This window comes from Flavobacterium sp. (assembly GCF_965262375.1).
Taxonomy (GTDB): domain Bacteria; phylum Bacteroidota; class Bacteroidia; order Flavobacteriales; family Flavobacteriaceae; genus Flavobacterium.
Map to the genome: position 1 here is coordinate 1,269,586 of NZ_OZ253527.1, position 14,919 is coordinate 1,284,504.

A 14,919-nucleotide genomic window follows, 5' to 3' on the forward strand; every position below is an offset into this window, starting at 1 on the left:
TTTCTTAAATTCTTACTAAAATATTTTTTCAAAGATAGTTTAGTTTATAGTTTTGCGAGCAAAATTTTAATAAACTAAAAGATGAAAAAGTTTTCAACGCTTGCACTAAGCGCTTTATTGTTTTCAGGTTTAGTTACTGCTCAAGAATTGGATTTAACAAAAACCATTCCTTTTGATGCTTCAGTAAAAACAGGTAAACTTAAAAATGGATTAACGTACTACATTAAAAAGAATGCGAAACCTGAAAAAAAGGTTGACTTGCGTCTGGTTATCAATGCTGGTTCTATTTTAGAAGATGACGACCAACAAGGATTGGCGCATTTTATGGAGCACATGTGTTTTAATGGAACAAAACGTTTTCCTAAAAATGCTCTAGTAGATTATTTGCAAAGTATTGGGGTAAAATTTGGGCAACATTTGAATGCTTACACAGGTTTTGACGAAACCGTTTATTTTTTACCGATTCCTGCGGATAACCCTGAAAAAATTGAAAAAGGGTTTCAGATTTTGGAAGATTGGGCTTTTAATGCTGTCTTAACTCCAGAAGAAGTTGATAAAGAAAGAGGTGTAGTACTCGAAGAATACCGCTTAGGCTTAGGCGCTCAAAAACGTATGATGGGTAAATTTTTGCCAAAAATCATGCACAATTCAAAATATGCTGAACGTTTACCTATTGGTAAAAAAGAAATTTTAGAAAAATTTAATTACGCTACTTTAACACGTTTTTATAAAGATTGGTATCGTCCAGATTTGATGAGTGTCATTGTAGTAGGGGATATAGATGTAGTTGAAATGGAAAAGAAAATTCAAAACCATTTTTCTAACTATGACAACCCAAAAAACGAGCGTCCACGTCAAATTTTTGAAGTGCCAAACCACAAAGAGACTTTTGTAGCAATTGAAACTGATAAAGAAGCTCCAAGTGCTCAAGTGCAATTAATGTACAAAGACAAAACGGAGAAAAAACCTCTTGTAACTGTAGGGGATTTCAAAGGATATTTAGTAGATAATTTATTTTCTTCTATGATTAATGCACGTTTAGAAGAATTAAGGAACTCTAGCACACCACCATTTACTTATGGTTATACATTTCATGGAGGGAGTTGGGCTCGTAACAAAGAAGCCTTACAGTCTTTCGCTATGGTTGGAGAAGACAAGCAATTATCAGCTTTAAAAGTTTTAGTGGAAGAAAATGCAAAAGTTAAAAAGTTTGGATTTACAGAAGGTGAATTAGAGCGAGCTAAAGCAGAGTTTATGGCTAATTTAGAAAAAAGCTTTAACAATAGAACGAAAACTGATTCAGACAACTTTGTTGATGAATTTCAATCGCATTTCTTAAGTAAAGAACCTGTACCTGGTATTGAGTGGACTTTTGAAACAGCTAAAAAAATGTTGCCTTCAGTATCCTTAAAAGAAGTTAATGCAGTTATCGCTCAATATTTAAGTGATGAAAACCGTGTTGTGATTTTAACAGGTCCTGAAAAAGAAGGGATGACTAAAGTTTCTGAAAATGAGGTATTAAAAGCGATTCAGGTAGATGAAACAGGCTTAAAAGCTTATGAGGATAAAGCAGTAGCTAAAGGATTGTTGAAAGCGGAGCCTAAAGCAGGAACTGTGGTTAAAAGAGAAACTAATGCTAAAATTGGAGCTACTACACTTACATTGTCTAATGGAGCTAAAGTAACTTATAAGAAAACTGATTTCAAAAATGATGAAATAGTTTTCGAAGCAGTCAGCGTTGGAGGAACTAACTTGTATGACGATGAGACTTTCAAGAAAGTAATGTTTGCACAACAAGGTTTAACAGAAGCAGGTTTTTCTGGATTGAAATTGAATGATATTACTAAATTCATGACGGGTAAAATTGCGTCAGTGAATCCGTATATGTCTGGAAGTACAGAAGGAATGAAAGGTTCCACTACACCTAAGGACTTAGAATATATGCTACAAATGGCGCATGCGTATTTTACAGATTTAAATTTAGATGCTTCTGCTTTTGAAGCATACAAACAAAAACAAAATGCATTCTATAAAAATTTAAGCGCTATGCCTAATTTTTATTACCAACAAGAATTGCAAGCGTTTTTAAATAAAGATAATAAGCGCTTTATTGGTATAGTTCCAAACGAAACGACTTGGGCACAAACTGACTACACCTTGGCACATAAAATATTTAAAGAACGTTTTAGCAATGCTGCCGATTTTGAATTTTTCTTTGTTGGAAATGTAGATGAAAAGCAGTTAGAAACTTTAGTAACTAAGTATATTGCAAGTTTACCTGCTACAACAGCTAAAGAAACGACCAAAGATACTGGATACCGTAACATCAAAGGGTCACACAAAAAAGTAATTAATAAAGGTAAAGACCCTAAGAGTATGGTGGGAATCAGTTTCTATGGTGATGCAACTTACTCAGAAAAAGAAGCTTTTGCATTACAGGCAGCTGGTGAAGTTTTGACAATTAAATTAATTGAAAGACTTCGTGAAACTGAAAGCGGTGTGTATGGTGTAGGTGCTAGAGGAAGTATGAATAAGATTCCTTATGGCGGATTTAATTTTTCTATTAATTTCCCTTGTGGGCCAGAAAATGCGGAGAAATTGACTGCATCAGCTTTAGATGAATTAAATAAATTAATTACTAATGGACCTGAAGAAAAAGATTTAGCTAAATTCAAAGAATCTGAATTACAGGATTATAAAAAAGAAGTTAAAGAAAATAAAACTTGGTTAGCTAATTTCACTAAATCTTATACTAATGGTGGAAAAGCTGAAAATATTCTTGATTTTGAAGCTAAAGTCAATGCTTTGACGGCAAAAGAAATTCAAGCAGTTGCTAAAAAATATTTATCAGGAGATAAAGTTATAGGGATGTTAATGCCTGAACTTGCTAACTAATTTGTGAATTAATAATAGAATAAAAGCCATCTCAAGATTAAATTCGGAGATGGCTTTTTAATATAGTTTCTAAAAATTTAATTGTGACTTTGAAAATTCATGTTTATAAGATTGTCACAAGTAGCTTTCCTCAAAAGTATGTCTGAAACTTTAACCCTATATGTGACATACTTTACAAAGAAACACGAAAAAGAAATGAGCAAAGACTACTTGTATTGACAACCTTTTCTTATAAGTTCGGATTACCCCACAATTGGTAATAACTAATCAACGTATTATAAAATCGATTTTGTAGGGCAATATCCGATAACTTACTGCTGACTAAGGCATTTTCACGCGTATTCATTAAAAACAGGGAGCTTTCCCCAATTTCAAAAAGTTTTTCTTCTCCTTTTAATAAGGTTTCAAAATCATTAACCAGCTTTTTGTTAATATTCAGCTGTTTGTTTATAGAAATTACTTCTTGTTGTTGTGCTGATAGCTTGTTTTGCAATTGCAATTGCTCAAATTGGAGTTTGAATTCTGTGTCTTGAATTTTTAATTGGGCTAATTTCAGACTTCCTCTTTCTTTTCTCAGGAAAAGAGGCATGGCGAAATTCAATGCCAGTTTGTAATCTTGAAAACGGTAGTTGTCAAAATATTTAGGTTCAGACAAATAATTATAACTGACATTCAATTTTGGTAAGAGCAGATTCGCTTTTAGTTTTCTTTCTACCTCCAGAATTTCTAATTTAGATTGTAAGGCTTTTATTTTAGGGTGATTGGCCGTTTTAAATGAGGTTAAATCTTCTTGTTTTAGCGTGGCTGTGATGGATAGTTCTAAATTTGTTTCTGGAACTAACTTTTCACTTATTTCCAAAGGGATATTATCATTAGTCCAAAGAAAGTTTGAAACTTCTAAACGAGCTTTGGTCAATTTTAGTTTGGCGTCTTCAATGTTGAGTTCACGATTACGCAGCGTTATTCCAGCTTCTACACTATCTATAGCGGGTTTGTCGCCTTGTTCGATAAGTTTCAAAATACCATTTTTTCTGATTTTAGCATTTTCAAAATAGTGTTGATATAGTTCTAGTTCTTGATGCGTTCTTTTCCAATTGAAATAACTAATAGAGGCTTGAACAATAACTTCCAATGCTTGCAAATCGCGTTCAGCGGTGTTCAAAGTTTGAGCGATTTTCGCTTTTCGAATGTCCGCCATGCGCTGATTAATAAGTAAACCTTGTCCTAAAGGAACACTCACGCCCACTGCCATTAAACCTTGAGTAGGTAAGTTGGTTTCAGGATTTAGATAAATACCATCATTAGTATCAAATGAAGCTTTAAGTTCCACACCATACCATGTTGGGATTTTGAAACTACTATTGAAATGGGTGTAATAATTCTTGTTTTTGTATTCTTTTTGGTTAAAATCACCTTCAAATTTTGGGTCAAAACCACCACGAGCTTGCATCAGTTCTGCTTGAGCTTCTGACAAGTTCAATTGTGCTTGTTTAACTAGGGGATGAAATTTCTTGACATAACCTAAAAATTCCGTATAGGTCAGCTCTTGGGTTTGCCCAAAAATTAAAAAAGGAAATAGGAGTAATAGGTTTATGAATCGTGACATTATTTTTTCTTTTCAGATTTAGATTTCGTTTCTTTTGTATAAAAATTAGGAGGAAATCCATTTAGTGTTCTCCAAATTTCAAACCAAATAGGGACATCATTTAAGAGGGCTAAACTTTTTGTACCCGCACCTATACTTAGCATTTCAGGCCATTTTTTGTCCTTAGGGTCGGGAGCAATGAGCACTCGGTATTTGCCATTTTCGCTAATAAAATTTTCTTTAGCGACAATAGTTCCTCCAAAAGTACCATAAGAAGCTCCTGGCCAACCGCTGAAAACGATGGTAGGCCAACCGTCAAACCACACACGTACTTTTTCGCCTTTATGAACTAAGGGAAAGTCAATAGGTTCGATATAGGTTTCAACGGCAATTTCAAAATTTGCAGGCATGATACTCACAATTGAAGTGCCTTCCTTTAGAGTTTCCCCAATACCCGTTTGCAACGCACGATTGATATAACCATCCTGTGGTGCGGTGATATAATAAAGTCCGTTTCTTATTTTATAATTATTATATTGATTCTTTAATTTGTTTACTTGTGCTTCCGTATCAAATCGTGTACTTATTGCGGTTTGTCGGTCGCTATTGGCTTTAGCTGTTTTTTCTGAATATTCTGCTTGAATACGACTTAATTCCATACGTGCATTTAAAACTTCATTCTTAGAAGCTATGAATTTGTTTTCTTGGGTAATGATTTTTGCTTCTACATCTTGGAGTTTAACTTTTTTTTCTTCTACATCTGTCAATGGTTTGAGTCCATCTTTATTCAGATTTACAGAACGGTTGTATTGTGTACGCGCAATTTTTAATTGTGTTTTTACAGCTTCAAAATCTATACTGTCACTTTTAACTTTTAAATAAGCTTGTTTTAACTTGTTCTGTGCTTGTTGAAATTTTAAATTTCTTTCGGCATCGATAGCACCAATTTGACTGTTGAGCGCTTTCACCTTTTCGCCATAAGATACGACAGCGCTTTCTTTAGCTTTTACTTGATTGCCTGTGTTTTCAACTAAGTTTGGGTCTAAGTAATCCTCCTTGATTTCAGAGATATACACTATGGTGTCTCCTTTTTTTACAAAATCGCCTTCTTGTACATGCCATTTTTCGATACGTCCTGCGATGGCGGTGTGTATTTCTTGGGGACGTTGATTTGGCTTTAAAGTTGTTACATAACCACTTCCCTTGATGTTTTGAGTCCATGGTAAAAACAAAAACAGTACTAAGAGAATACCAGTAGCAATAAAAATTCTTTTGATGATTTTATACTGCTGGTTTTCTTTGAAAACACGTATTGACTGATACTTGTGTAAGTCAACCGATTTTTCAATTCTATTATTTGTGATATTAAGCATACAAGTTTTTTTAAATTATTTTTCCTTCTTGAACATGAAATACTTTGGTACATTTTTCTTCCCAATACGTATTTTTACTGATTACAATTAAAGTCCAAGGTGCGTTTTTATCTGTCAAATAATCAATGATTTCCTTGGTTGATTGTTCATCTGATTTATCAACAGGGTCTTCTAAGAATAAAACTCTAGGTTGTTGAATTAGACAGCGGGCTAGAACGATTTTTTGCGCCACTGAAGAATTGATTTGTTTCCCTTCAGGAAATAATTGTGTTTCTAAACCATTGGGTAAGTTTTTAATAACTTCTGTTAGTTGTACTTTGTTCAGTATATCGGTCACCATATCCATAGTAATTTCTGGATTGTTACAGGTGATATTTTCTAAAATTGTACCTTCAAAAGGCGCTTCGTTTAGGGTGATAACTCCTATTTGGGAACGAAATTCATCTAAAGAATATTTATTATATCCTATTTCGTTTAAGTAAATGGCTCCAGCAGTAGGCTCTATAAGCCTCGCTAATAAGCGGACTAAAGTGGTTTTTCCAGCGCCATTTTCGCCTTTAATTAATATTTTATCATTAGGTTTTATGGTTAAATTGATGTTGTTTAAAATAGGTTTTTCATCTCCTTGGTATTGAAAACTAAGGTTTTTGGCTTCAATGGTTATCGGCGTGTTTTTATCTAATTTGTAAAGCGAATTTTCTACAGTTAAATTCTCAACTTTCTTATCTACAACAGTTCCTAATTTTTCTAAAGAAGTTAAAACATCATAATAAAGTTCTAATCCAGAGAATAATTTTTCAACGGCCGCAATGATACTTAAAATGATAATTTCCGAGGCGACGAACTGACCAATATTCATTTGTTGGTTGAGTACTAAGATGCCTCCAATAATTAATAAACCAGCTGTAAGTAGGATTTTAAAAAGTGTAAGCTGTATAAATTGCTTTCTTAAGACACGAAAATGACTTTCACGGTAGGTAAGATAATCGTTTACTAATGCATCATTTTTTTGTAATGAAAATAGAAATAATTTCTGATTTTTAAAACTAATGTGGTTACGAGCGATTTCTTGTAGCCAATGGGCAACTTTGTATTTGTATTTAGATTCTTTTAAAGAGGTTTCTAAACCGATATTAAAATTAACGCTGTAGATGAGGTATAATAATCCAATTAATAGGATGCCAAAGAAAATGAAGAATGAATGGTATAAGGATAATAATAGGATTCCAAAAATGATTTGTAAAAGTGCCGTGGAACTATCTAATAAAAGTTTTGATACGCCTTTTTGAACGTTTAAAGTGTCAAAAAAACGATTAGCTAATTCAGGTGGATATTCATTATAGAACTCGCTGTTTTTTATTCTTGGGAATCGGTAGGCAAATTCAAAAGAAGCTCTCACGAAAATTTTTTGTTGTAAGGTTTCTGTAATTCGGAACTGCATGATTTTAAGTATGCCTACTAATGCCACACCCATAATAACCATAACCACTAATACTATCCAAGAAGTGCTTACTTGTCCTGCCTGTATGAAATTGATAATCGATTGAATACCTAATGGTAACGACAGGCTTACAATTCCCGCAAAAAGGGCATATAAAAAGATTTGGTAAATATCTTTTTTATCCAAACGAATTAAGTTTTTAAATCTTTCTATCGGGGTCATAATAATGTATTTTTTGCTAAATCAATATAAAATTCGGAGATATTATCTGTAGGATTAAAATCGGTAATGGTTTTAAAATGTTTTTTTACAAATTGTTGATGTAATCCCCCTTCAATTATAGTGGTGGCTAAGGTACGCGCGTATTTGTAGGCAGGATTTACTTCTTGTATGATTTCCACGATACGTAGTATCACTCTTTTATATACTATAAAAAAACCTTCTTTGTTTTCTTCATCAACTTCTTTTGTTAGGAATGTTTTGGTGAATTCTGAAACTATTATATGGTTCAGTATCGCCTCGTTGATATGAGGAGTGCTTAAGTCATCCGAAACATTTTGTGTAATGATTTCAATGGCTTTTTCAAGTTTTTCAACTGGATTTTGCAGATTGGTTGTTGTAAATACAATGTTGTATTCCATCCATGCCCAATACCAAGAAGAAAGGTAAAGCAAGAGTTTATGCTTGTTTTCAAAATAACGATAAATAGAACTTTCGTTGGATTGTATACGCTCGCCTAGTTTCTTAAAGGTGAATAATTCAAAACCAATTTCATCAATTAACAAAATGCTGTGTTGTATGATTTTTTTACCTAAGTCTGAAGTTTCAGGGTCTTTTACATACAATTTATCATGTACGGTGATGCGAAAATTACTAATTAGGTTTTTCATATTTTAAATTTTAAACAAATATACAAACAAAATTAATAGTATTGCTATTAATATTGGAAGTTTAACTTTTAATTAATAAAAAAAGCCACCTTATGGTGGCTTACATTATCTTCAAAATTGTTTTATAACAAAGAACTTCGAGTCATTGCTGCTGGCTGTGCTATCCCCATTAAATCCAAAATGGTAGGAGCTATGTCGCCTAAAACGCCATCGTTAATATTTTTTAAATCTTGGTCAATTAAAATTAAAGGCACAGGGTTAGTTGTATGTGCGGTGTTAGGGCTTCCATCAGGATTTATCATAGTGTCACAGTTGCCATGGTCAGCAATTAATAGTGTGGTATAGTGGTTCGCTAAGGCTGTTTCTACTACTTCTTTTACACACACATCTACGGCTTCGCAAGCTTTTATGGCTGCTTGCATATCGCCTGTATGTCCCACCATATCGCCATTTGCAAAATTCAGACATACAAAATCTACATCTCCTTTTTGTAATTCATCAACTAAAGCATCTTTTAAATCAAAAGCACTCATCTCAGGTTGTAAGTCATACGTGGCAACTTTTGGCGAAGGACATAAAATGCGGCTTTCTCCTTCAAAGGGGGCTTCTTGTCCGCCTGAAAAGAAAAAAGTAACGTGTGGGTATTTTTCCGTTTCTGCTATTCTTATTTGTTTCTTGCCTGCTTTTGCAATTACTTCTCCTAAAGTTTCAGTAATGTTGTCTTTGTCGTAAATAACGTGAACATTTTGGTAGGTATCATCGTAATTGGTCATGGTAACATAATACAAATCTAATTTGTGCATATTCTCCTCATGACGGTCCACTTGTGATAAGACTTCGGTAAGTTCTCGACCTCTATCGGTACGGAAGTTGAAGAAGATTACCACATCACCATTTTGAATTTTTGCCAAAGGATTTCCGTTAGCATCAACATGTACAATCGGTTTGATGAATTCATCCGTAATAGCTTGCTCGTAACTCTCAGTGATACTTTTTACAATGTTTGTGGAAGGTGTTCCTGAACCATTGACTAAAACATCATAGGCTAATTTGACACGTTCCCATCGCTTGTCTCTGTCCATAGCGTAGTAACGTCCCACTACTGTAGCAATTTTAGCGGATGATTTTTGACAATGAGCTTCCAATTCCGTTAGATGTTGTATTCCAGATTTAGGGTCAACATCACGTCCGTCAGTGAAGGCATGGACAAAAACTTTTTCCAACCCAAAATCAGTCGATGCGTCTAGCAAGCCTTTTAAATGGTCAATGTGTGAATGTACTCCGCCATCAGAAACTAAACCTAAAAAGTGGACAGGTTTGTTGTTGTTTTTAGCATAAGCAAAGGCGTCATTCAAAACTTTTTCTTGGTTCAGTGTTTTATTTTGAATGGCTAAGTTGATTTTAGCTAAATCTTGATATACTATGCGTCCTGCTCCAAGGTTCATGTGTCCTACTTCGCTATTTCCCATTTGACCTTCGGGTAAACCTACATTCAAACCATCGGTACGTAACGTGGCGTGAGGATATTTTGTGTAAAGACTATCTATATAAGGAGTATTAGCGTTGTCGATAGCGGAAACTTTCGGGTCGGGTGATTTTCCCCAACCATCTAAAATCATTAAGATTACTTTTTTATTCATTTTTGTCGTGTTGTGCTTTTGTGTAATGAGCTTTCAAAGGTAAAAAATCACTTTTGAAATAAAAAAGCCGAGATCGGAATTGTGTCTCGGCTTTGCGGTATAATATCATTTTTATGATTTTTTGAACCATTTTTTAGCTTGATTATAATCTAAGAAATAACGTACACTGACGGATAGGGTTTGGTGTAGTTTGTCTGGATTGAGTACCGAACCAAACTTTTGCATAAATCTTTTGTCTATTTCATTAGAGGAATTGATGGCATTGTTTCTGTATAAAATGGTCATTTGGCTACCTGGAGCAAACCACCAAGAGAAATTTAGATCAGCATTCCAACTTTGAAAATCTGAATCTTTTTTTAAAACTATATCCGTCGGCGAGGTGTATCCATCTTGTTCTAGGGTTCTGAAACTTTTGTTTTCGGCATATGACCAATAGAAGCGAGTGTTTAAAGAAAAGTTCATTTTAGAATTGATGGCGTATTTTCCCTCTAAACCTGTTTCGTAGGTTAAGCGATTTCTTCTAGCAAAAATTATTTTGTCATCTATATTTTGAACCCAACCTAAATCATTGAATTCTTGATTGATGCTGTTTCTAAAAGTCAATTGCAGGCGGTTGTTGAATCGATATCTAGGGGAAAAATCCAAGTAATAATACCACCATCCTTCTTTTTCTAAGAATCCAATATATGGGTTGGTTTCGAAGGCAAATTTGTTGTTGAAATTTGATGAAATGTAACCCCAAATGTTGTATGTTTTGGGTATATTACAAAACGACCTTCTGTTCTTGAGTCATAATAGTTGTATCGTTCAAAGGGAGTAATGTTAGTGCCAATCCCTGCGGAGTGATTTTTTTTGGTTGTTAAATTAACGTTTAATCCGAAATTTTGTTCTTGTAACTTGTTGCTTTCAAGATTAAATTGCTGGTAAGAATCAAAACGGATTCGGAACGAATTGAGTTTTTTTGTGGATTTTAAAGTTCTGAAATTTACATTGCCGTATAATTCATAGAAGTTATTAATATAATTTATACCAAGATCGTTGATGTCAAAATCTTTTGAAACAAAATTTGCGCCAAGGTTAAAACGTACTTTTCCTGATGTTTCTGAAAAGTTAATTTCATTAGCGTAACCGCTTAGGTATTTTCCTGCTTTACTGTTTTGAACAATTGAATGTTTTGTGGATCCAGATAGATTAAAAGTATTTTTCTTAGTATTCAAATCATATACTAGGGCATACGCATTGGCATCTTGCCATTCGCCGTTTCGAGTAACATTAGTATTTATAAATGAAATAGAAGAATTTTGATTGAAACGTTTGTCAAGTACAAATACATTGTAATTTGTAAGGGGTTCTAAAGTTTCTCTTCTGCTTTCTGTTTTTTTAGTATCATTAGGGGCTTTGTTAATTACTGTAATGTTAGTGTTTTCAGTGACCGCATTTAAAATACCTATACCTAATCCTTTATTGGTTCTACCTGAAAATTTTAGACCATTGATTAGTTTTATAGTTGCAGGAATTTCTTCTGCAATAGAGTCGTTATCTTTTAAATCTAGTTCGAATTTAGGTTCGGCACCTATTCGTCTCGAATAGAACAAATTTCCTTTTTTAAATAGATCTGTACCTTCGGTGAAAAAAGGTCTGTTCTCGTTGAATTGCTGTTCAAAAGGACCTAGGTTTAAAATTTTGTTATCAAACTTTGTTTGTCCGAAATCAGGAATCAACATAGCATCAACGGTAAAAGCATCAGTGATTCCGTATTTTAGGTCTACCCCTCCTTTTAAAGTGCCTGTTGTGTTTTCGTGTGCAGGAGTGTTAGCGTAGTATGAAAGGTAAGGCATCAAAAATAAACGAGTAGGAGGGCTAATGTTTTTAATTCCTTTTAGAATACCTGCTTGTTGGGTAAAGGTACCCGCCTTGTTGTCCACTCTGTTCCAAGTGTATTTGTGACGCAATCTTCTGACTTCTCGAAAAAATTGCAATCCCCATTCTTGAATGTCTTTTTTAGGGAATCTTAATGCTGCATAAGGGATTTTCATTTCTACAACCCATCCTTTATCAGTGATTTTTGCTTGACTACTCCATATGGCATCCCAAGAAAAATCTTCCTCTTCTTGTGATGTTCTAATACAATCGGCTTGTCCGTTACTGGCAGTGACAAAAAAACTGTATTCTTGTTGTCCGTCATTGAAACCGTTAATGAAAACCCCAAAAAAATCAGCTGCTCCTATCTCATCTCTGGTTGTCATTTCTCTTAGAATTTTTTGCGGCTCAGTGTCATAAAGTATAGCGCCAATATAGATGGCTCGATTATCATATAAAATTTTTACTTCAGTTCTTTGATTTTGGTTTTCGGATTTACCATTATCGGGGTCAAGCATGATGAAATTGTTAGCGGATTCAGCCTGTGTCCAGTTTTCTTCGTTTAGATTGCCATCTATAGTGATGTTTTTTGATTTTAATGTTGCTAGGATACTTTTTTTAGTTTTTATAGCTGGGATCTCGGTTTTGCTGTTTTGTCCCCATGTTGTAAGAGTGATAAGAGTTGTAGCAATGACTATAAAAAGCTGTTTCATAGATGAAAGCGTTTGTTGTTTAATTGATGGTTTTAAATATACTTAAAAAAAGGGTACGTCAATAGAGATGAAGAATAGTTGTGATATTTTTAACGTAGTAGAATTTCTATAATATCGACGAAATGCAAAAAAATATCGATAAAATGCAAAAAAAATTTGGTTGGTAATTTTTTTTTATTAATATTTGTAATGAAGTATTAATAACGTAATTAAAAGATTGTCAATGATTTACAGATTTTTGCCCCTTGTTTTGTTATTTTTAATGTCTTTTGCTCCAAAGACTACCAATAACGTAAATTTTAATATTTCTGAAAGCGTTTCGGCTTCTAATGTGATGGCTAAAATTGAAATGGTCTACAATTCTTTAGATGCAAACAGTTTTGCAATGCCTCAAATCGAGTGTTTCAAAAAAGCAATGTTAGGTTTTTATACTTTAAAAGAAAAAGGCTTAATTGAAAAAGATATATTAACAGTGATTGACTTTAGTATGTCATCAACTAAAAAAAGAATGTGGGTTATTGATTTAATGGCAAATAAAATTTTGTTTAATACCGTAGTTTCTCACGGAATGAAATCAGGTCTTGAATATGCTGATAGTTTTTCTAATGAAATGAATTCAAATAAAAGCAGTTTAGGATTTTATGTAACAGGTGAAACTTATTTAGGGAAACATGGTTTGTCTTTGAAATTAGATGGTCAGGAAAGAGGGATTAATGATAATGCTAGAAATCGTTCGGTAGTAATGCATGGTGCGGAATATGCAAATCCAACCATCATTAGAAATCAAGGCTATTTAGGAAGAAGTCAAGGTTGTCCTGCGATTCCTGAAGCGGTGAAGAATCAAATTATTAATACCGTTAAGGGGAAAACATGTTTATTTATTTTCCACCCTAACAGAGCTTACGATATTGCTAGCAAATTGATTGCTCAGTCGTAAGTATAAATCAGAATCATATTGATAGATGTCGTATCTGAATTGTAAGATATCTTTGTCATACCAAGCCGTAAAGTATAAGAAATGAACTCCAAAGTTCTGACTTACCTTTACGGTTTTTGTTTCTTTCTTTTGGATGATAGTGTCTATTTCAGCTAATGAATAGGTAGGTACTTCAATTAGTTTTTTCTTGTAAATAGGTTTGCTGTCTTTATTCTTATTTTTTTGGACTATTTCTTCTTTGATATACTCTTTTTTTAGTTTGTCTTTTAATAAATACTCGGCTAAGGGCAGTGGTTTTTCTATGCGTACACAACCTGAGCTTAAAGCGCGATAATTGTTGACGAATAATTCTCTGTGATTTGTATCATGCATATAGACCAAATGACTGTTGTTGAAGTTGATTTTGACTAATCCAAGCGAATTGTTATAGCCAGGATCTTGAACATATTTGTATTTTAAAGCGTCCTCGGGTTTCCAGCTATACGGTGCTATTTTTTCGTTTTTATAATTAAAGATTTTGATTTTAGTTTTATAAAAATAACTTCTGCTTTTGGTGGCATCAGGAATCAAATCTTCCTTGATAATTGTAGGGGGTACGGTCCAAGTAGGGTTGAATACAATGTTGTCTACCTTTGAAGATAGTATAGGTGTTTTGCGTTTGTCTCTTCCTACAACTACCCTGTAGGTTTTTATGGTGTCGTTGTTTTCTACAACTTGAAGTTTATAATCAGGTAAGTTAACACCTAGGAAATTTTCTCCTAGTGTTTCTGGAAACCATCTCCAGCGTTCCAGATTAGCGATGATTTGCTGTTTTCGGGTTTCTTTACTGGTGTTTAAAGCTTTGAGTGTGCCAATACCTATTTTGCCATCGGCTTCTAATCCGTGGCGGTTTTGAAAATTGATGATGCCTTTTTTGAAATTTTCATCAAAGTTTTTATTAGCCAGTGTATCTGTAGGTTTTAAATCGCCCCAAAAGCGTAGTCTTTTTTTGATTTTAGCTATGGTGTTGCTGTTTTTAAGTCCTAAATACAGTTTTTCTTTGGGTTTAATAGTGTCAAATTGTTCATCGGGCATACTGTTTAATTTGACTAATGCTTTTTTTAGTTGATTGTAAATGTAGTGTTTGGGTTTGCTTTCAGTGATTAGGCTATCAACTTGTTTTTTTGCAAGTATGTGTTCAATTATTGTGTCGTTTGCTATGGGTTTTGTTTTAATTTCCCAATCGGTGTAAATTTCGTTAGGGTTGATTTTACCGTTTTTTAAATGCGAACTATATTTGATTAGCGCAATGGTAAGTAATTTGTGGTAGGCTTCATTTTGATCGGGTGATAAAATAATGGCATCTTCGTATTTCATCAATTCCGTGTATTGGTAATCTTCGGGGAACAGGCCCTCGTCTCCGCATTTTCGTATGGCTTCTAAAAGTGCATTTCTGTTCTCTTCTATATCCCAGTTTTCTAGTAATTCTTCGTTTTTAAGTGCATTAGCTATGTTTTGGTCGGTTGTAAGTATGTCAAGGTTCGTATTGTTTGCACAACCTATATAAATTAAAACGCCTAAGAAAACAGGGTAGAATTTTTTCATT

General features: G+C 33.7%; 8 protein-coding genes and 1 pseudogene. 2 read left to right on the forward strand and 7 right to left on the reverse strand.

Annotated elements, in window-relative coordinates; all coding sequences use genetic code 11:
- Positions 1-81 precede the first annotated feature (81 nt).
- Complete coding sequence (locus ACQY29_RS05915; RefSeq protein WP_428224315.1) at positions 82-2,895, forward strand: M16 family metallopeptidase; 2,814 nt, start codon at positions 82-84, stop codon at positions 2,893-2,895.
- Positions 2,896-3,124: 229 nt separating this feature from the next.
- On the opposite strand, the gene ACQY29_RS05920 is transcribed toward ACQY29_RS05915, so the two are convergent.
- The 6 genes and pseudogenes from ACQY29_RS05920 to ACQY29_RS05945 all read right to left on the reverse strand — a co-directional run bounded on the left by ACQY29_RS05920 (position 3,125) and on the right by ACQY29_RS05945 (position 12,397).
- Entirely contained in the window at positions 3,125-4,501 is a 1,377-nt protein-coding gene (locus ACQY29_RS05920) for a TolC family protein (protein ID WP_428224316.1), read from the reverse strand.
- Positions 4,501-5,853, reverse strand: coding sequence for an HlyD family secretion protein (locus tag ACQY29_RS05925; protein ID WP_428224317.1), 1,353 nt, complete (start codon positions 5,851-5,853; stop codon positions 4,501-4,503). Before ACQY29_RS05925 ends, ACQY29_RS05920 begins: the two co-directional genes overlap by 1 nt.
- Before the next feature lie 10 nt (positions 5,854-5,863).
- Entirely contained in the window at positions 5,864-7,516 is a 1,653-nt protein-coding gene (locus tag ACQY29_RS05930) for a peptidase domain-containing ABC transporter (protein ID WP_428224318.1), read from the reverse strand.
- Positions 7,513-8,184, reverse strand: a complete 672-nt coding sequence (locus ACQY29_RS05935; RefSeq protein WP_428224319.1) for a TetR/AcrR family transcriptional regulator — start codon at positions 8,182-8,184, stop codon at positions 7,513-7,515. Before ACQY29_RS05935 ends, ACQY29_RS05930 begins: the two co-directional genes overlap by 4 nt.
- A 122-nt stretch (positions 8,185-8,306) precedes the next feature.
- Entirely contained in the window at positions 8,307-9,824 is a 1,518-nt protein-coding gene (gpmI, locus tag ACQY29_RS05940) for a 2,3-bisphosphoglycerate-independent phosphoglycerate mutase (protein ID WP_428224320.1), read from the reverse strand.
- A gap of 111 nt (positions 9,825-9,935) precedes the next feature.
- Positions 9,936-12,397: pseudogene (locus ACQY29_RS05945) on the reverse strand (DUF5916 domain-containing protein).
- Positions 12,398-12,620: 223 nt separating this feature from the next.
- Between ACQY29_RS05945 and ACQY29_RS05950 the strand changes: the two are divergent.
- A complete protein-coding gene (locus ACQY29_RS05950; protein WP_428224321.1) occupies positions 12,621-13,334 on the forward strand; it encodes a murein L,D-transpeptidase catalytic domain family protein in 714 nt (237 codons plus the stop codon).
- Here ACQY29_RS05950 and ACQY29_RS05955 read toward each other — a convergent pair.
- Positions 13,272-14,918: a L,D-transpeptidase family protein gene (locus tag ACQY29_RS05955; protein WP_428224322.1), complete on the reverse strand. Its 1,647-nt coding sequence runs from the start codon at positions 14,916-14,918 to the stop codon at positions 13,272-13,274. The two genes, ACQY29_RS05950 and ACQY29_RS05955, sit on opposite strands and share 63 nt — an antisense overlap.
- Position 14,919: the final 1 nt, after the last annotated feature.

Excerpts from the sequence above, each read along its gene's own strand:
- gpmI (WP_428224320.1), bottom strand. The coding sequence starts at position 9,824 with ATGAATAAAAAAGTAATCTTAATGATTTTAGATGGTTGGGGAAAATCA.
- ACQY29_RS05955 (WP_428224322.1), bottom strand. The coding sequence starts at position 14,918 with ATGAAAAAATTCTACCCTGTTTTCTTAGGCGTTTTAATTTATATAGGT.
- ACQY29_RS05930 (WP_428224318.1), bottom strand. The coding sequence starts at position 7,516 with ATGACCCCGATAGAAAGATTTAAAAACTTAATTCGTTTGGATAAAAAA.
- ACQY29_RS05915 (WP_428224315.1), top strand. The coding sequence starts at position 82 with ATGAAAAAGTTTTCAACGCTTGCACTAAGCGCTTTATTGTTTTCAGGT.
- ACQY29_RS05950 (WP_428224321.1), top strand. The coding sequence starts at position 12,621 with ATGATTTACAGATTTTTGCCCCTTGTTTTGTTATTTTTAATGTCTTTT.
- ACQY29_RS05935 (WP_428224319.1), bottom strand. The coding sequence starts at position 8,184 with ATGAAAAACCTAATTAGTAATTTTCGCATCACCGTACATGATAAATTG.
- ACQY29_RS05920 (WP_428224316.1), bottom strand. The coding sequence starts at position 4,501 with ATGTCACGATTCATAAACCTATTACTCCTATTTCCTTTTTTAATTTTT.
- ACQY29_RS05925 (WP_428224317.1), bottom strand. The coding sequence starts at position 5,853 with ATGCTTAATATCACAAATAATAGAATTGAAAAATCGGTTGACTTACAC.